3 protein-coding genes are annotated in these 20,178 nt (G+C 45.7%); all 3 read left to right on the top strand.

Annotated elements, in window-relative coordinates:
- Positions 1-8 precede the first annotated feature (8 nt).
- Genes LGZ98_RS01850 through LGZ98_RS01840 form a run of 3 tightly spaced genes read left to right on the top strand, consistent with a single transcriptional unit; the run spans position 9 to position 20,178 of the window.
- Complete coding sequence (locus LGZ98_RS01850; protein WP_113041437.1) at positions 9-464, top strand: GNAT family N-acetyltransferase; 456 nt, start codon at positions 9-11, stop codon at positions 462-464.
- A gap of 59 nt (positions 465-523) precedes the next feature.
- Positions 524-10,366: a non-ribosomal peptide synthetase gene (locus LGZ98_RS01845; RefSeq protein WP_262977616.1), complete on the top strand. Its 9,843-nt coding sequence runs from the start codon at positions 524-526 to the stop codon at positions 10,364-10,366.
- Positions 10,363-20,178 carry a non-ribosomal peptide synthetase gene (locus LGZ98_RS01840; RefSeq protein WP_262977615.1) on the top strand — a complete coding sequence of 3,272 codons (9,816 nt, stop codon included), beginning with the start codon at positions 10,363-10,365 and terminating at the stop codon, positions 20,176-20,178. The genes LGZ98_RS01845 and LGZ98_RS01840 overlap by 4 nt, the downstream gene beginning before the upstream one ends.

Genomic DNA, 20,178 nt, shown 5'->3' with positions numbered 1-20,178 from the left:
GGTTAATTATGAAAGTATCTTTGATTGATGTCGATAAAGACAACTATGAGGATGTAATGTCTCTTGAAGTTGAACCTGGACAGGAAGTTTTCGTCGCGCCAAATTCAGAGTCAATTGTCGAATCACATTTTAATGAATATTGCAGAGCAAGAGTGATCTGCTACGACGAGGAGGTGGTGGGTTTTGCAATGTATGAGCGCTGCGTTAATGAAGGCAAACCCAACGAATATAATCTGTATCGAATGATGATTGATAAGTCTTACCAAAACCAAGGTATTGGCGGAGCGGCGATGCAGTTATTACTGGATGAAATGAAACAGCAGCCTGATTGTCACAGGATTACTGTCTGTTATGACGAAACTAGCGAACGCCATAAATCATTTTATCAACGTTTTGGTTTTGTGGAAGTGGGCTATTATGATGAATATGAGGAAATGCTGGCTGAAATTATTGTTAGGGGATGATTTTAATGAGCTTGTAAATAATAAAAACTAAAAATAACATCTTTCAAAGGGATTATAGTATGTTTCTAGATAAAGTTGAACAGCTTGTTATTCCACTAAATCAACAGCAAAAGGAAATTTATCTTGATCATATAAATAGAGAGGATACCTCAGCGTTCAATATAGGTGGTTATGTTGAGATTAAACAGTCTATTAATATAAAGAATCTCGAATGCGCCATAAAACACACTATCCAAGAACACGCTGTACTTCGATGCTTAATAGTTGATAAGTACTCAATGCCGCATCATGTTGATTCGGATGCGCTAAAAGGTACAGTCGAGTTTGCTCATATTGTTCAAGACCATCACTTTGAACTGTCTCATTTAGATCTTTCGGGTGAAGAAGAGGCGGAATCTAAAGCTTTGGCTATTGTTGAACGGATATTCTCTGAGCCATTTAGATTAGCACAGGATGTGCTTTATCGAGTCGGCTTAATTCAGTTGGCTGCAAATCGTTTCTGGCTATACTTTATTTCTCACCATATCATCATTGATGGTGTCGGTTATGCTAACTGGTTTCGAAGTATTTTCGACGCCTACCAGCAATTGGAACTGGGAAATACGCTTAAAGAAAACACGGGAGTACGGTTTCTCGATCTTGCGGCACAACCGTTACCGGAGAATTATAGTCAGCAACTCGCCAAAGCAGCTAAATACTGGAAAGAGTTGCTTCATCACTTGCCGGATGTGCCTTTCCAATGTAGGAAAGAAGGCTTTGGAACTGCTGATTCAAGAAAAAACAGCAGGCTTGTACACTTTATCAAACCTGATAGATATCAGTCATTTTTAACCAAGGCGAGTCAGTGCAATTTACCCATATCGCCACTTTTTATTACAGCTATTGCTTCTCTAGTAAACCGTATCAACCAAAGTGATGGGGTCCTTATCGGGACGCCTTTACATAATCGTACTACATCAGCTCAACGCAATATGGTTGGTTCGTTTATATCGATGCTACCGGTAATGTGCGTGCAAAATGAGCAGATGTCGGTGGCTGAATCAGTGGCAATGACAGCACGTACTATAAAAAGTGGCTATCGTTATCGCTCTTATCCTTCGAGTGCCTTATATAAGGATTTGTCTTTACGTGCTCAAGGTCGTGAACGTCTTTTTGATATTGTTTTTAACTATCAACAGATTGATTTTGATTTCAGTGCTAGTGGCTTGGATACGGAGACTCATTACCTTAGCCATGGACGTGAAGATATTCCTCTCACCGTTATATTATGTGATTACGGTGACAAGCAAAGCACTCAGCTTCAACTAGATTATCGTCATGATTATTTCTCGTCACATCAGGCTGAACATTTATTGCAAAGCATTATGACTTTGGTTGAACAAATGGTTGCACAGCCTGAAGCGTTATTAACTTCACTTGATCTGGTGAGTAAAGACGTTGAACAGGCGTTATGGCATCTTAGTCAATCGGCTGTGCCAAGAGAAAAACCTGTCTGTCCGACCATCACATTAGTGCATGAGCAAATTGAGCAATATGCAAAACGGCATCCTGATGCCATTGCTATCGAGGATGGCGAACGACAAATGTCTTACGCCGCATTGAACGATAAAGCCAATCAGTTAGCTAACTATTTAATTGAGCAGGGGGTTCGGCCTGATAGCCGTGTTGCTATTTGCTTGCCGCGTTCGAGCGAGATGGTCGTGGCGATGTTGGCGACGCTGAAAGCCGGAGCTGCTTATGTACCTATGGACCCTGATTATCCCGATGCTCGTTTGCAGTTTATGCTGACCGATGCTGAACCTGTTGTTTGCATAACAGTGTCTTCCATTGCGTATCGATTCGCAGCATGCGAGATCACAACACTATTGCTGGATGATGCTCAGCTTAATGAACATTTGGCTTTGCGTTCTGTGGCAAACATATCTGCAAGCAATATTGGCTTACAGTTGGAACATCTGGCTTATGTGATTTATACCTCCGGCACAACGGGGCAGCCCAAAGGGGTGATGGTTGAACATAAACAGTTGAGTCATTTTATTGCACACATTACAGAGTTTTATAGACTGACTGAACATGATAAGTTTTTGCAGTTTTCTTCGGTCAGCTTCGATATTTCCGTGGAAGAATGTTTCGGCTCCTTATGTAACGGCAGCACTCTGGTGTTACGAGCTGATGATATTCATTACGATTTTGATGCATTTTGGGCATTTTGCCGACATCATGAAATTTCGGTGACCAGTTTACCTACCGCTTTTTGGCATCAACTGGTGAATTACAGTCGTCAACCTATTGATTCGTCACTACGTTTAGTGATCTTAGGCGGCGAAATGGTTAAATCGGTTAGTGCTCGCGAATGGTTCGAACGTGGTCCTGCTATCGAACTTATCAACACATACGGCCCGACCGAAACAACCGTAACCGCGTCTGCTTACTGCATGACATCCTTGGCTGATGTCACGGCGATGATCCCCATTGGTAAAGCTAATTATGGCACTCAGCTTTATATATTAGATACGAATTTAAAAAGTGTCCCCTTAGGGTTTCAGGGGGAATTATATATTGGTGGAACAGGTGTAACACGTGGCTATCTTAATCGTGAACAAGATAGCGCGAAGTATTTTGTGGCTAATCCTTTTGGTTCGGGGCGACTTTACCGCACGGGAGATATCGTACGTCAGTTACCCGATGGTAATTTAGAATTTATTGGGCGCAATGATAACCAAGTAAAAATAAACGGTTTTCGTATTGAACCGGAAGAAATCAGCAATCAATTAATGGATTATCCCGGCATTCATGAAGCGGTTGTTTATCCTCGACAGCTTGGCTCTGATGATCGACTGCAATTAATTGCTTACGTTGTTGCTGAAGGAACCATCAATATTAATGCCATTCGTCTGGCGATGAAGAACAAACTGGCTGATTACATGTTGCCTGTTGCCGTTGTGCAGTTAGAAAAATTACCCCTGACACAAAACGGCAAATTAGACTTTAAGCAATTGCCGCTACCACAAAAACAAGATTATAGTCAGCAGGAATTTGTTGCCCCTGAAGGCGAAGCTGAGCGGGTATTAGCACAACTGTGGCAGTCGCTATTAGCTTTAAATAAAGTCAGTCGCCATGACAACTTTTTTGCTCTGGGCGGTCACTCTTTATTAATTATGTCAATGCGAGCAGAGTTGGCTCAACGTGGTTATGAACTGCCTATGCGCACGATTTACCGAACTAACACGCTGGCAGAACTGGCATTACATTTATCTTGTGTCCGTAAGGATGAGGAAACGTTAACCCACCAAGAGGTGGCGGTTAACAAGCTTGCAGAGCATGTTGAACATATTACGCCTGATATGTTGGATATGGTGATTTTGAATGAAAAAGAGATCGCAGTTATTTGCCAACAAGTTGAGGGCGGCGCCAGTAACATACAAGATATTTACCCATTATCGCCGTTGCAGGAAGGCATTTTCTTTCACCATCGAATGAATGAACAGCATGATACTTATATCATTCCCATTCTGATAAAGTTTACTAATGAGCAAAAGCTGACCGCATTTCTACATACGCTTGATAAGATAGTGGCGCGTCATGATATTTTCCGCACCTCTATTCATTGGCATGATTTAACCACGCCAGTTCAGGTTGTTCATCGAACCGCTGCTGTTCCTTTACAATGGCAAGCTGTTGCTCCAGGTTTCTCAGCATTGGAAACGTTGGCGGAATTATCTGCTATTGAACACCACCATATGAAGCTGGATCGTGCGCCTATGATGCAAGCGATTGCGGCCAAAGATACGAAGACCGATGCGTGTTTTCTACTATTAAAGCAACATCATTTATTAAGTGATCATATTTCTGTCTTATTGCAAATTGCAGAAATGCACGCTTTGCTTGAAGATCCAAATGTATTATTGCCCACCCCGGTTCAATATCGTGAGTTTGTTGCTTATTCGTTAAGCGCTAATCAATCCAATAGCGGTGTTGATTACTTTAAAGCTAAACTGTCTGATGTTGCTGAAACCACCGCGCCTTTCGGGTTATTAGATGTTTATAACGACGGATTGAAAATAGAGACTGTCAGAGAATTGGTCGGTCCGCGTTTAGCGCAACAGATTATTGGCCTGTCTATTCAACACCGTATCAGCGCTGCGAATATTTTTTATTTGGCTTGGGCGTTGGTGGTTGCCAAATGCAGCGGTAAATCCGATGTTGTTTTTGGCTCCATGATGTCAGGACGACAGCAAGCTATTCGTGGTAGTGATCGTATTCTGGGCATGTTGATCAATTTGTTGCCTATACGCATCAATTTGGCGGATTTGTCGGTAAGCGAAGCATTAAAGCAGATTCATGATGAGCTCATTGAATTAGCTGACTATGAGCATTTTCCGCTTTCCGAGGCGTTGCGTTACAGCGCTTTGCCGGGTGGCACGCCCTTGTTTACCAGTTTGTTGAATTTCAGTCATAAAAGCGAATTAGCTGTTGCCAACCAAAGCCATCATTTTGAAATGATAGACACTAAAGAGTATACCAACTATCCGTTAGAAATGGGTGTTGAGCAACTCGATGATGATTTCATAATACAAGTTCATGTTGAGTCACAAGTCGGGGCGAATAATGTTCTGACGTATATAAGAACAGCATTGGAAGCGATTATTCATGCACTTGGTCAAGCTCCGCAAACACCATTGTTGACATTATCCATAACGCCTATTCGCGAACAGCAGCGGATTATTAATGAATTTAATAGTCCTGTCGTTGCTTATGATAAAACAGTGGCGATTCATCAACGCTTTGAACATCAGGTAGTAAAAACACCGGCGGCCATTGCGGCTGTATGTAATACAAATCGCATCACTTATGCTGAACTTAATCAGCGTGCTAATCAGCTAGCTCACTACTTGATAGCACAAGGCGTGGTACGCAATCATATTGTTGCTATCTATGCAGAACGTTCCATTGAGTTTGTCATTGCCATGCTTGGCATTATGAAAGCCGGCGCTGCTTACGTTCCTTTGGACCCCACTAATCCTCCTGAGCGTTTGTCGTATATGTTGGCTGACTCTGGGGTTAATGTGGTTTTAACGCAAAGCCATTTAAATGGGTTAACCTTCAATGGTCAGAAACGTTTTTGGTTGGATGTTGACTGGCCCTCATTGGATCATTACCCAAATACTCACCCGGAGATCGAGTGTTATCCTGATGATCTGGCTTATATGATTTATACTTCCGGTTCTACTGGCAAACCTAAAGGTGCGTTGGTGCACCATGCCGGGGCTTTGAATCATATTGATGCTGAATTTGATGTTCTCGGTTTTATGGGGAGTGATAACCAACTGTTATCACGTAACTTTCTACAAAGTGCAGCTTCTTCTTCCGATGTATCTGTGTGGCAATTTCTGGCGCCTTTGTTAAGTGGGGGCAAAACAGTCATTCTGCCTGATGCGATGGATTTGCCTGAATATGTTCGTGTGTTGCAAGACGAACAAATTCATCTGATTCAAACCGCTCCGTCCGTGTTGAAAATATTGTTAGAACACTTGCTTAGTCAGGGTGAGGCAGCAACGCCATTGCCGGATCTGAAATGGTTAATGATTATTGCTGAACCTTGTCCTGTGCCTTTGGTTAATCGCTGGTTGCAATATTACCCTGAGATTCCGGTGATGAATGGTTACGGGCCTAGCGAAGCATCGGACGATATTACCTATTTTATTATTAACAAACCGCTAGAAGAGCGGGTTAAAAATATTCCTATAGGCAAGCCGTTGCCAAACCTGACCATGTATGTTCTGGATCAACATATGCAAATTCTGCCGACTAATGTTATTGGCGAATTATGTGTGTCCGGTGTTGGTGTGGGCAAAGGTTATTGGAATAAACCTGAAAAAACGGCAGAAAGTTTTAAAGATAATCCCTTCCACACCATGAACGGGCATGGGGCCCGGCTTTATCGCACCGGCGATTTAGGTTATTGGAACGCCAATGGCAATCTCGAACTCATCGGGCGTATTGATAATCAGGTAAAAGTTCGCGGTTTTCGTGTTGAACTGGGGGAAGTTGAGTCGGCTTTGGTGAAGTTACCCCAAGTGGCGGAAGCTGCGGTACTCGTTCATAAAGACAGAACGGGTGAAAATTGCCTGGTTGCTTATCTCGTATTAACTGCAAATGTTGCTCAGGTTGAGCAGATTATTAATAACATTAAGCAGGGATTAAGCCATCACTTACCGGATTATATGATCCCCGGCTACTATGAGATTCTGGATAAGATGCCATTGAATGCGGCGGATAAAATTAATCGCCATGCATTGCCGAAGCCTTGTTTAGTGAATCATCACGTTGAGTGGGTTGAACCTGCCAACAAGATCGAGCGAGCATTAGCCGGTATTTGGCAATCAGTACTCAATGTTAACCGGGTCAGTCGAAACGACAATTTTTTCTACCTCGGCGGCCACTCTTTATTGGTTATTCGGGTCATTTCAAAAATACGTGCAGAACTTGGACGGGAAATTGCCGTTAAAGCTATTTTTGATCATCCAACGCTTGCCGAGCTTGCGGTTATGCTTGAACAGCGGGCGGTGACGACAGTGGATTCGATTCCCAAACAGCCACGAACTGGTGAGTTACTGCCTCTGTCATTTGCGCAAGAACGCTTGTGGATTCTTAGCCAAATTGATCAAAGTAGTGCGGAATACAATATGCCGATTGCATTTGCTGTTGAGGGCGAATTTGATGTTGGCGTAGCTGAACTCGCACTTAATCAAATCATCGAGCGTCATGAAATATTACGTACGGTCTACATTAAGAAAGATGGCAAACCGTTCCAGAAAATTTTATCTGGGAGAAATCTGACGCTTAATTATATTGATTTAACCTGTATGCCTAAGGAGCAACAAAGTCAGCATGTAGCTGAATTAATGGAAAAAGACGCTAAACAAATTTTTGATCTAAGCCGTGATTTAATGATTCGAGCCACCTTTATTCAACGTCAAGTCAATAATGGCGTATTGCTATTTAATGCTCATCATATTGCGTCTGACGGCTGGTCTGAAGATATTCTTACCCATGAGTTTATTGCTTATTATGATGCTTTACGCAATGGGAATAATGTCGACATAAAGGAACTTGATATTCAATATGCTGATTTTGCAGTTTGGCAACGTGACAGGTTGCAAAGTGAGTATTTAGCGTCGCAGATCAGCTATTGGAAGCGGCAGTTGGATGAGATACCACCCGTACACGGTTTACCGCTGGACAGGCCGAGGCCGAAGGTGAGACAACATCAAGGTGCCGTGGTGACAGGCTCATTGCCGGAGGAGACGACGCAAGCACTTGTCAGTTTGGCCAGACAGCATCAACTGACTCCGTTCATGCTGTTCCATGCTGCATTGGCATTATTACTATCTCGTCACAGCAACAGCCATGACATTGTGATAGGTACGCCGGTGGCGAACCGTTTGCAGGCAGAGCTGGAAACGCTTATTGGCTTCTTTGTCAACACCTTGATATTACGCGTGGATACTCGGCACGCGATGCTTAGTGATTACCTTTCTCATGTCAAACAGGTGCATCTGGATGCTCAGGCCAATCAAGACGTGCCGTTTGAACAACTGGTTGAACAGTTACAAGTAACAAGGAGTACAGCATATACGCCATTGTTCCAAATCATGTTGACGACCGATACAGATTATGGACTGACTAGTGACGTTGGCGAGGTGACCTTCAGCCTGCCGGGAATGAAGCTGAATTCAATAGCTCCGAACCATATCCAAACCAAGTTTGATCTCAATATTGACTTGAGTATTAGTGAACATAGATTGCATTTGCACTGGGTCTATGACACCAGCGTGTTCAGTCATGAACATATTGAGCAGCTCAATGATCACCTGTCACGTTTACTGGTAGGGCTGGCCGAAGCGACGAAGGCCGATGACGATACACGGGTTTCGCTTGCCAGTTTGCCGATGCTGTCAAATGTGGAGATCGAGTACCTGCGGCATACTCTCAATGATACTTATGTAGAATATCCAAAGAACCAATGTATCCATGAGCTGTTTGAACAACAGGTCGAAGAAAACCCCGATAACATTGCGCTGGAGTGCGGTGATCGCCAATTGACTTACAGGCAGCTCAATGAAAAATCTAACCAGTTGGCGCACTATCTGTTGGAACACCACGCTATTGAACCGGATACGCTAGTCGGTTTATGCGTGGCGCGTTCACTGGAGATGGTCATTGGCATTTTGGCGATCCTCAAGGCAGGGGGAGCTTATGTGCCGCTGGACCCAAGATATCCTCAGGAACGTTTGGGTTACATGTTGGAAGATGCTCAGCTTGAGGTGGTGCTGATCCAATCACATCTGGAGCAGGTACTATCAGGCTTCAATGGTCATCGGGTGATATTAGATAACCTTGGCTGTGCGAATGGTCAAATCAGCACGGCATACCGCCACTACCCTACCACTAATCTGGATAAGCATTCATTGGCGTTGACTGCCGGTCATCTGGCCTATGTAATTTACACCTCAGGATCAACGGGTAAACCTAAAGGGGTGATGATTGAGCATAGTAATACAATTGCCATGCTCAGTTGGGCTTGTTCGCAATATACCAAGGAGGACATTGCTTGTGTTCTCATGTCAACGTCTCTGAACTTTGATTTATCAATATTTGAACTGTTTTTACCTTTAGTCTCGGGTACACGGGCGTGTATTGTTGAGGACATTCTGGTTCTACATCAAGGCATTGACCGCAAGGTGACTCTGATAAATACAGTACCTTCGGCAATGAACTCTCTGGTTGAACAAAATGCGATACCGAAGGGGACTCGGGTTATTAATTTGGCCGGCGAGGCGTTATCTGCAAATTTGGTCAATGCAATATATGAGAAAAATCAAGGTGTAACAGTTTATAACTTATATGGACCGTCAGAGGATACGACATATTCTACTTGGGCGAAATTGGATTCTCCCGTGCACACCACACCGGCTATTGGCAGGATTATTAGCAATAGTCAGGCTTATATTTTGGATAAAGAGCAGCAACTTGTGCCTTACGGCTCTACGGGGGAGCTTTATATCGGCGGCGCGGGCTTAGCCCGTGGTTATCTCAATCGTCCTGAACTCACGAAGGAACGCTTCGTTGCCAACCCATTGCATGATCTGACCAATATCAATAGTAGTGAGCGTTTGTATAGAACCGGCGATTTGGTGCGCTACCTGTCAGACGGTAATTTGGAGTTCGTTGGTCGTATTGATGATCAGGTGAAAATCCGTGGTTTCAGAATAGAGTTGGGTGAGATTGAGTATCAACTCAATCAGCAGGCCGGAGTGAACTCGTCTCTGGTGCTGGTCAAGACAACGTTGACAGGCGACAAACAACTGGTTGCCTATATCAAACAGGTATCGGATAAGCTGACGAATGAGAGGGAGCGTGCAGAGGAATGGCAGCAGGCTCAAACTCAGTTTATTCAGGGTATCAAATCTGCATTAGCCAAATCCTTGCCAGACTACATGATACCGTCAGTCATGATGGTGGTTGAAGAATGGCCGTTGACGCCTAATGGCAAGATTGACCGTAAGAGGCTGCCTGAACTCAATACAGAGCATGATAAAAGCGATAATTTTATTGAACCGGTTGGTGAAACGGAAATCTCTTTGGCGGCAATTTGGCAAAGGGTACTGAATGTCAAACAAATATCGCGTAACGATAACTTTTTTGAACTAGGCGGTCACTCATTATTGGCAATCAAATTAGTCACGGAAATCAATGCTGCATTTGTCATTGAGCTTGGTGCTATGCAGGTTTTCCAGACACCTCTCTTGCATGAGCTTGCAGAATTAATCTGCAACCAGCAATTACAAGGACAAATCCAAAGTGAGCTTGAAACGGCAGGTGAAGAGGGGTGGTTATGATGGACATGTTTAAATTAGTTAAAGATGCTTATGAGCAGGGTGTATTGCTATTCAGTAAAGAGGGTAAGTTAGGGTTTAAGCTAAAAGGGGCTGACTTCCCTGATGAACTAAAAGCCAGGATTAAAGCACACAAAGCTGAGCTGATTGATTTTCTCGATAAAGGCAGAGTGGATATCCCTGGTAATGAAATGGTGATTGAACCGGCTCTTCGAACCCAAGAGTTGCCACTAAGTTCTTCACAGCAACGGATCTGGTTTATCGAGCAGTTTGGCGGTGGGAGTACCGCCTACAACATGGTGTCAGCCTATACGGTAAGTGGTGAATTTGAATTGGCGGCGGCGAATCTGGCCTTGCAAACCATCATAGATCGACACGAAGTGCTGCGTACTGTTTACCACAGCGATGAAAATGGAACCTGGCAGGTTATCAAGCCGGAGTGGTCATTCGAGATAGCCCAATCAGATATCCATGATATAGGCGAAGCCGGGCAAGAGGCGTGGGTTGAGCAGGCCATTCAGGATGAAATGACCTACCGATTTGATTTGGCTCAGGATGTGATGGTGCGTTGTCGCTATATCAGCACTTCGATGAAGCAGGGCGTGCTGTTATTTAACATGCATCATATTGCTTCCGATGGTTGGTCGATGGGGATATTGGTTAAAGAGTTTGTGAGCTTGTATCAGGCTTATCGCCAAGGTCGGGCTAACCCGTTACCGGCGCTGGAGATTCAGTATGCCGATTATGCGGTCTGGCAGCGCAGCCCGGAGAGAGAAGCTCAGTTAGCGGCAGGGTTAGCATATTGGCAGCAACAGTTGTCGGATTTACCCCCAGTACACGGGATGCCTCTGGATTACGCGCGACCAACCCATCAAACCAGTCATGGCGGCAGTTATGAATTTAGCCTGAACAACGCGGTTAGCAGAGGGTTGCAGCAACTGGCGCTGGTGCAGGGTTGCACTCTTTTTATGGTATTGCATGCGGCGTTTACGGTACTGCTCGGTCGCCACGGCGGGCAACGGGATATTGTGGTAGGAACCCCGGTAGCTAACCGTTTGCAGATATCATTAACGCCGTTGATAGGCTGCTTTATGAATACGCTGGTGTTGCGCAGCGAGTGTGATCTCGAACAATCATTCATCGATTACCTAGACTCGGTCCGGGAGATAAACCTGACTGCCCAGCGGCATCAAAATGTCCCATTTGAGTCATTAGTGGAGCGATTGCAGCCGGAACGTAGCACCAGTTATTCACCGTTATTCCAAATCATGTTTTCTATGAATACGAATGACCGTGTGGCATTGCAACTGGAAGGGGTAAGTTTGCAGCCGCGGCCAGAACAGACCCGCAATGCGATGTATGAATTGACGTTAGAGGCCCAGCAAACAGAGGAAGGTCTGACTTTTAGTTTCGAGTACAACACGGATTTGTTTGCAGAGGAGACAATAAAGCGGCTGGCGGCGCGTTTGACGACTTTGCTGATGGGCATAGTGGCCTCTCCGACCGAAAAGCTTGGTGATTTGGCGCTGTTGCCGCCGGAAGAGCAGGATTATCTGCTGCACAATTTGAACCAGACCGCAGCAGAGTATGACCGTAGCCAATGCATTCATGAGCGGATAGAAGCATTTGCTGAACGAACGCCGGATGCCATTGCGCTGATCTTTGGCGACCAACAGTTGACTTATGCTCAACTCAATGCCCGCGCTAATCAGTTAGCGCATCAATTAAGAGCTCAGGGCGTTTCAACGGGTGGACGAGTTGCTGTGTTGTTGCACAGAGGCATCGACATGGTTACCGCACTATTGGCAGTGATGAAAGCAGGCGCTGCGTATGTTCCGGTTGATCCCAGCTTTCCTGCCGACAGAGTGCGGTATATGCTGAGCGATGCGGAGCCACAATGTATTATAAGCAACCGCGAATGTGCATCACGATTAGTCGGTTTTGCGGAACTCACCTGCTTACTGGATCGCCTTGATCTTAGCCAATCACCCACCACAAATATTCCTAAACAGTCGATCGGTTTAGCCGCGTCTGCTCTGGCCTACGTGATTTACACCTCGGGTTCTACGGGCAAGCCCAAAGGTGTTATGGTCAGCCACTCTGCGGTTAATAACTTCTTGATCTCAATGCAAGATAACTTGCAGTGTATGGCACAGGACAATATTTTAGCCATCACGACGATTTCCTTTGATATTGCAGTGTTAGAGCTCTATCTGCCTTGGCTGTCTGGTGCCGCTTGTGTCGTGGCGGCGCAGCAGGATGTGACTGATCCCGCCAGGCTGATTGCGCTACTCGAACAACATAACATTTCGTTGTTACAAGCCACGCCAACAACGTGGAATATGTTGCTTGAATCGGGCTGGCAGGGGCGCTCGTCGTTAAAAATGATCAGTGGTGGCGAGGCTTTGCCATTAGCGACAGCAACGGCATTATTGAGCAAAGGCAACGCGCTCTGGAATATGTACGGACCGACGGAAACCACGGTTTGGTCAACCATTGAGAAACTGGACGCACAACGGCTTGAGCAGCAACTTGTTACTATCGGGTTACCGTTAAACAACACCACGATTTATTTACTTGATGAACAATTAAAGCCGGTGCCTTTTGGGGCGGTGGGAGAGTTATACATCGGCGGTGATGGGCTTGCTGAAGGCTATTTTAAACGAGCAGATCTGACTGCTGAGCGATTCATTAACCTGACATTCTCTGACGGTTTAACCGCTAAGGTTTATAAAACGGGTGATCTTGCCCGTTACACTACCGAGGGTTCACTTGTCTATCTGGGCAGAAATGATTACCAAGTGAAATTACGGGGCCATCGAATTGAACTTGGCGAAATTGAACAGGTTATTAACCTGTTTCCACAAATAACCCGCTCTGTTGTGGTTGCGCTAAACGATCAGCAAACACAACAGTATCTCGTGGGTTATGTGGTCGCCGAGCAACAAATTGATATTGATGCGCTACGTCAACATCTTGAACAGAAATTGCCGGCCTATATGTTGCCTAGGGCAATTATTCAGCTCGAAACATTGCCACTGACGTTAAATAACAAGATTGATCGCAAAGCGCTTCCGGCACCGCAAGACAGTGATATCGCGATTAAAGCCAGTACGCCACCTATCGGCGAGACAGAAGAAGCACTGGCAGCTATTTGGTGCGAAATGCTCGGTATTGAGCAAATAGGCCGGGATGACAACTTTTTTATGGCTGGAGGCCACTCATTAATTGCGACTAAGGTGATCACAAAGGTTAATGAGCAGTGTCAATGCCATTTACAGGTAAGAGATATCTTTGAGGCTGCAACAGTGGCTTTACTTGCAGAAAGAGTGCCTTATGCAGCGTCGGATAAGCGTTATCTGACGATTCCTATTATTGAACGCAAGACAAATTTATTACCGCAATCTTATGCTCAACAACGGATCTGGTTTATTGAGCAGTTTGGCGGTGATAGCACCGCCTACAACATGGTGTCAACCTATACGGTAAGCGGTCAATTTGAACTGGCGGCCGCGAATCGGGCTCTGCAAACCATCATAGATCGGCACGAAGTGCTGCGTACTGTTTACCACAGCGATGAAAATGGAACCTGGCAGATTATCAAGCCGGAGTGGTCGTTTGGGATAGCTCAATCGGATATCAGTGATATAGGCAAAGCTGAGCAAGACGCACGGATTGAACAGGCCATTCAGCATGAAATGACCTACCGATTTGATTTGGCACAGGATGTGATGGTGCGTTGTCACTACATCAGCACCTCGATGGAGCAAGGTGTGCTGTTATTTAACATGCATCATATCGCTTCTGATGGCTGGTCAATGGGGGTATTGGTTAAGGAATTTACGAGTTTGTACCGGGCTTATCGTCAAGGCCGAACTAACCCGTTACCGGCGCTGGAGATACAGTATGCCGATTATGCGGTCTGGCAACACAGTGCAGAAGGAGAATCTCAGTTAGCGGCAGGGTTAGAATATTGGCAGCAACAGTTGTCGGATTTACCCCCGGTACACGGAATGCCTCTGGATTACGCGCGACCAGCCAACCAAACCAGTCATGGCCGCAGTTATGAATTTAGTCTGGACAATGAGGTTAGCAAAGGGTTGCAGCAACTGGCGCTGACACAAGGGTGCACTCTTTTTATGGTGTTGCACGCGGCGTTTACGGTACTGCTCGGTCGTCACAGCGGGCAACGAGATATTGTGGTGGGAACCCCGATAGCTAACCGTTTGCAGACATCATTAACGCCGTTGATAGGCTGTTTTATCAATACGCTGGTATTGCGCAGCGAATGTGAGCTGGAGCGATCGTTTATCGATTACCTGAGATCGGTCCGGGAGATAAACCTGTCTGCCCAGCGGCATCAAAATGTCCCATTTGAGTTATTAGTGGAGCGGTTGCAGCCGGAACGTAGCACCAGTTATTCACCGTTGTTCCAAATCATGTTTTCTATGAATACGAATGACAGTGTGGCGCTGCAATTGGAAGAGGTCAGTTTGTGTCCGAGGCCGGAGCAGACCCGCAATGCGATGTATGAGTTGACACTGGATGCTAGCCAGACAGAGGAAGGTCTGACTTTTAATTTCGAGTACAACACGGATTTGTTTGCAGAAGAGACAATAAAGCGGCTGGTGGTACGTTTTACGACCTTGTTGATGAGCATAGTGGCTTCTCCATCCGAAAAGCTTGGCAATTTGGATCTGTTGCCACCGGAAGAGCAGGATTACCTGCTGCATCGTTTGAACCAGACAGCAGTGGAGTATGACCGTAGCCAATGTATCCATGAGCGGATAGAAGCGTTTGCTGAACAAACGCCGGATGCCATTGCGTTGGTCTTTGGTGAACAACAGTTGACTTATGCACAACTTAATGCCAGAGCCAATCAGTTGGCACATTATTTGGTTGTTCAGGGCGCCAAACCGGATTCAATGATTGCGATATGTATTGAGCGAAGTATTGAGATGATTGTGTCGGTACTTGCCATCTTGAAATCGGGTAGTGCTTATTTACCGCTCGATCCTGCCTATCCGCAAGAAAGGCTTGCTTATATTATTGATGATGCACAGCCTTTGATGGTGATAACCAACAGCCATAACCAGAAATTATTGCCTGAAAACAGTCCATTTAGCATTGATGTGACGACAACCTCGTTTGCCGGGCTTTCAACCGATAATATTCCCGCCACTGAATTAAGTTTGTGTTCTACCCACTTGGCCTATGTTCTCTATACCTCAGGTTCTACGGGCATGCCGAAAGGTGTGATGATTGAACATCAGGCATTGGTGAATCTGGTGGTGGGGCTTGCGGATGCCTATCTTTATTCAAAGCAGGATCGGGTACTGCAATTTGCCGCCCTCAGTTTTGATATGTCTATCGAAGAGATATTTGGCGCCCTTGGTAATGGCAGTACTTTAGTCTTACGTGGCGAAGATTGGTTGATGGATGTCGCCACTTTCTGGCAAAGATGCCGGGAATACCAGATCAGCGCGGTGAATTTGCCAACCACGTTCTGGCACGAAGTAGTCAGTGAAGAGACGGTATTGGTCCCTGAGCATATTCGCCAAATCAGTGTCGGAGGCGAGCAGATTAAGCCGGATAAAGTGGTTGCATGGTACCGGCGACCGGGGCATTTACCCCGTTTAGTCAATGCCTATGGGCCAACGGAATACACGGTCAATACTTGCATTGCCTACGATTTTCAGGGAGACACCCTCAGTATTGGGCGGCCAATTCAAAATACGGCCATCTTCTTGTTGGACAAAAACCAACAGCTTGTGCCTTTTGGCGCTGTTGGGGAAATTTGTGTCGCGGGTGACGGCGTTGCGCGGGGCTATATCAACAAAGAGCAATTAACCCGTGAACGATTTATGGATAATCCTTTTACAAGCCGCTATCCAAAGCTCTATCGAACCGGCGACTTGGGACGTTACTCACTGGCCGGGGATATTCAATATTATGGGCGTGATGACCATCAGGTTAAGATCCGTGGATTCCGTATTGAGTTAGGGGAGATAGAAACAAGGTTGCGCAGCTTGCCGACAATTCGCGATGCGGTTGTCATTGCTCGGGAGGATGAACCGGCTCACAAGTATCTGGCGGCCTATATCACCCTTGATGGTCAGCAGAAAATTGCTGAGATCCGACACCTATTAAGTCAGCAATTACCGAGCTATATGGTCCCCGCCGCTTTTGTGGTGCTAGAGGAAATACCGCTTACCGCCAACCGTAAAGTGGATCGTAAAGCGCTCCCTAAACCAGATTTTGTTGCTCAGGGAGAAATTGAATATATCGCGCCGGCCACTGAACAGGAGACACTGCTAGCTGAAATTTGGCGAACACTGTTTGGATTGGTGCAAGTCAGTGCTGTTGCCAACTTCTTTGAGTTGGGTGGACACTCGTTGTTGAGCATGAAGATGCTATCCCATCTTAAAAAGCAGGGTTATCGATTGGATATTCGAGCCTTATTTGAATACCCGAAATTGCGGGATATGGCGAAACAACTACAGGCAATTGAGCAGGAATCACCGCTGTTAACAGCCCATGAAGCACTGGAAAGTAGGGTTTCCCTGTCAGAAACTGAGCGGGCCTTGATCGTATCTCAGTCGCCGGGAGGTGAGCAAAATATTGTTGGCATTTATCCTTTGGCGCCATTACAGGAAGGGATCTTGTTCCATCACATGATGTGTGAGCAATCTGACCTTTATGTGACGCCGATGCTGTATTCATTTCCGTCAAACACCGCGATGGAAAGCTTTATTGGCGCATTGGATAAAATAGTACAGCGGCATGATGCGCTGCGAATCGGAATTTTTTGGCAAGGCATTGATGAACCGGTGCAGGTTATCTACAAAGAGGCACCATTGCCGGTGGTTGACATCGATTTGAGGGATGATGTTGATATCCAGCAGCAGTTAGCGCGGTTTATGGAACCATCACAACAATGGATGGATGTTACTCAGGCACCGTTGGTCAGAGTAACCCGGTTTATCGACCGCCAGCAAAAACAGCGCTATGTCATGGTGCAGGAGCATCACCTGATAAGTGATCATGTGTCATTGGAGATTATTCAAGAAGAGTTGCTGACTATCTTGGCAGGTGATGAAAAATCACTGCCGGCAGCGTTGAGTTATCGGGAGTTTGTCCTAAACGCTATCAGCCAAACCGACACGAAAGCGGCGCAGCAGTTTTTTACCGAGCAGTTGGCTGGGGTTGATGAAATCACGGCACCCTTTGGGATCACAAGTGGAATGGTTGACAATAACTTATTCACTGAAATCCAAGTTGGCTTGCCTGCGGATTTATCCGCACAGATTCGTCGGTCTTCTTCTGCCTGGCGGATAAGCCCAGCGCTTATTTTTCACATGGCATGGGCATTGGTTCTGGCAAAAACCAGCGGCACTAAAGATGTCATATTCGGTACTGTATTATCTGGTCGCTTGCAAGGGGTTGATCATGTTGAGCGAGTCGTTGGTTTATTCGTCAATACCTTGCCGCTGCGTGTTGATTTGAGTCAGTTGAGCGTTGATCAGTTAATGCAGGAAATGCAACAGAAACTGGTTAGCTTGCTACAATTCGAGCAAGTACCGACTGCGATTGCTGAACAGTGTAGCAAATTGGCCGGTTCTAGCCGTTTATTCGACAGTATCTTGAATTACCGTCACTCCGAAGTGAGTGGCGAGACAAGTGAGCTTAACCAGCTTTGGCAAAAAACCGGCATTGAGTTAGTTAATGTAAAAGAACGTACCAATTACCCGATTACCCTATCCATTGACGATTTTGGTGATGATTTTTCTGTTGCAGCCCAAATTGACAGTCGATTTGATGCTGAACGCTTGGTGGTGTATCTCATCAATGCTAGCAGGCAACTTGTTGCTGCTTTACAAAGTCAGGAACAGGTTGCCGCACTGTCACTCGACATCCTTGATGCTGAGGAACGAGCGTTCCTGCTGCATTCGTTAAATCAAACGGTATTACCGTATGACAACTCACTCACTCTGATTGATAGATTCGAAGCCCAAGTTAAGGCGACTCCCGATGAGATTGCGTTGAATTTTAATGGCGAGACGATGACGTACTGTGAGTTAAATCAACGAACCAATCAACTCGCGCAGTCTCTCCTGAACCGGGGGGCGAAAGTGAATACTCCCGTCGTGATGTTTATTGAACGCTCCTTCGAGATGGTCATCACTGTTATCGCCATCTTAAAAACGGGCGCCGGTTATGTGCCACTGGATACCTCATTACCGACAGAACGCTTAAACATCATTCTTAGTGATCTGTCTGACGAGATCTTAGTCACGACGTGCGCCTTGAATGATAGGATTGCGGTAAAACGCCAGAAAATGGTGTTATTGGATGACCCTTGCACAGCAGAGATACTGGACAAACAGCCAATCAGTAATTTGGCTATCGAATCCTCTTTGGATGACCTCGGTTATGTGCTCTATACCTCAGGTTCAACGGGTAAGCCTAAGGCGATTGAAATGCCACAGCGGGCGCTGAGCAATTTATTACAAGGTATTAGCCAGCTTGAACCCGCGCTTGCGGGGCCGAACCGTTGGTTACAATTCTCATCAATCGGTTTTGATCTCAGTTTTGAAGACATATTCATGCCGCTGTTGTCCGGGGGATCAGTACAGCTTATTGATAAATCGACTCAGTTGGATATTAGGCTGCTCGCGAAGCAAATCCAGCAGGCGCAACTTCAAGTTCTGAACTTACCTTATGTGGTATTGCAGAATTTGGCTGAATATAGCGGTGTCAATGGGCTACAGTTCCCTGAATTAAAGGTGATTGTTTCGAGCGCTGAAAGGCTCAAAATCACGGCGGCCATCAGACAATTTTTCACGACACATCGTCACTGTACGTTAGTGAACCACTATGGCCCGGCAGAGACTCATGTCGTAACGTCTAAGACATTACAGGGAGAACCTGCTTCATGGCCTGATTTGCCGACGATTGGCCGATCATTGCCTAACGTGGCTGGTTATATTTTGGATGAGTATTTGCAGCCTGTCCCGATGGGCGCCATCGGCGAACTGTATTTGGCAGGGGACTGTTTATCAAGAGGCTATTATCAGCAGCCCCAGCTTACCGCAGAGCGTTATCTTGATTGCGATTGGGTTTTTGGGAAACGAGTGTATCGAACCGGGGACTTAGCCAGCTTTCATCAAAACGGTGAAATCAACTACTTTGGCCGCAACGACCATCTGGTCAAGATCCGTGGGTTCAGAATTGAACTCGGTGATATCGAAGCCCAATTGAGTAAGTTCGATGGAATAACCGGAACCGTAGTCATTGCTATTGATACAGAAGCCGGTGATAAGCAGCTTATCGCTTATTTTATCGCGGCTAACCCATTGGATTTATCCGAAATTAAAACCTATTTATCGGCTAGCTTACCTGATTACATGTTGCCATCTGCGTATGTGCAGATGGCGGCTTTTCCGCTGAATACCAATGGCAAAGTGGATCGCAGCCGCCTTCCACAACCTGGAGCAGATAACTTTGTAAAAGCCAGATACATCGCGCCAGTGACTGAACTGGAACAAAGCGTTGCGAAAATTTGGCAGGGGTTGTTGCAGCAAGACAGGGTAAGCATGGCCGACAGCTTTTTTGATTTAGGTGGTCATTCCTTATTAGCTATGAAGCTAATTTCTCGCATTGAACAGGCATTTTCCGTTGGCGTACCGATTGCGATCGTGTTTGAGAGATCAAGATTAGAACAGTTATGTGATTGGCTTGAAAAAGAAATGGTTATTCAACGTAACAAGTCAATTGGGGCTGTAGTGGAAGAATATGAGGTAACCGAGTGGTGA

This window comes from Photorhabdus kayaii (assembly GCF_025384895.1).
Taxonomy (GTDB): domain Bacteria; phylum Pseudomonadota; class Gammaproteobacteria; order Enterobacterales; family Enterobacteriaceae; genus Photorhabdus; species Photorhabdus kayaii.
The sequence above is the reverse complement of the archived record's forward strand: the minus strand, read 5'-3'. Positions and strand labels throughout refer to the sequence as shown.

Excerpts from the sequence above, each read along its gene's own strand:
- LGZ98_RS01850 (WP_113041437.1), top strand. The coding sequence starts at position 9 with ATGAAAGTATCTTTGATTGATGTCGATAAAGACAACTATGAGGATGTA.
- LGZ98_RS01845 (WP_262977616.1), top strand. The coding sequence starts at position 524 with ATGTTTCTAGATAAAGTTGAACAGCTTGTTATTCCACTAAATCAACAG.
- LGZ98_RS01840 (WP_262977615.1), top strand. The coding sequence starts at position 10,363 with ATGATGGACATGTTTAAATTAGTTAAAGATGCTTATGAGCAGGGTGTA.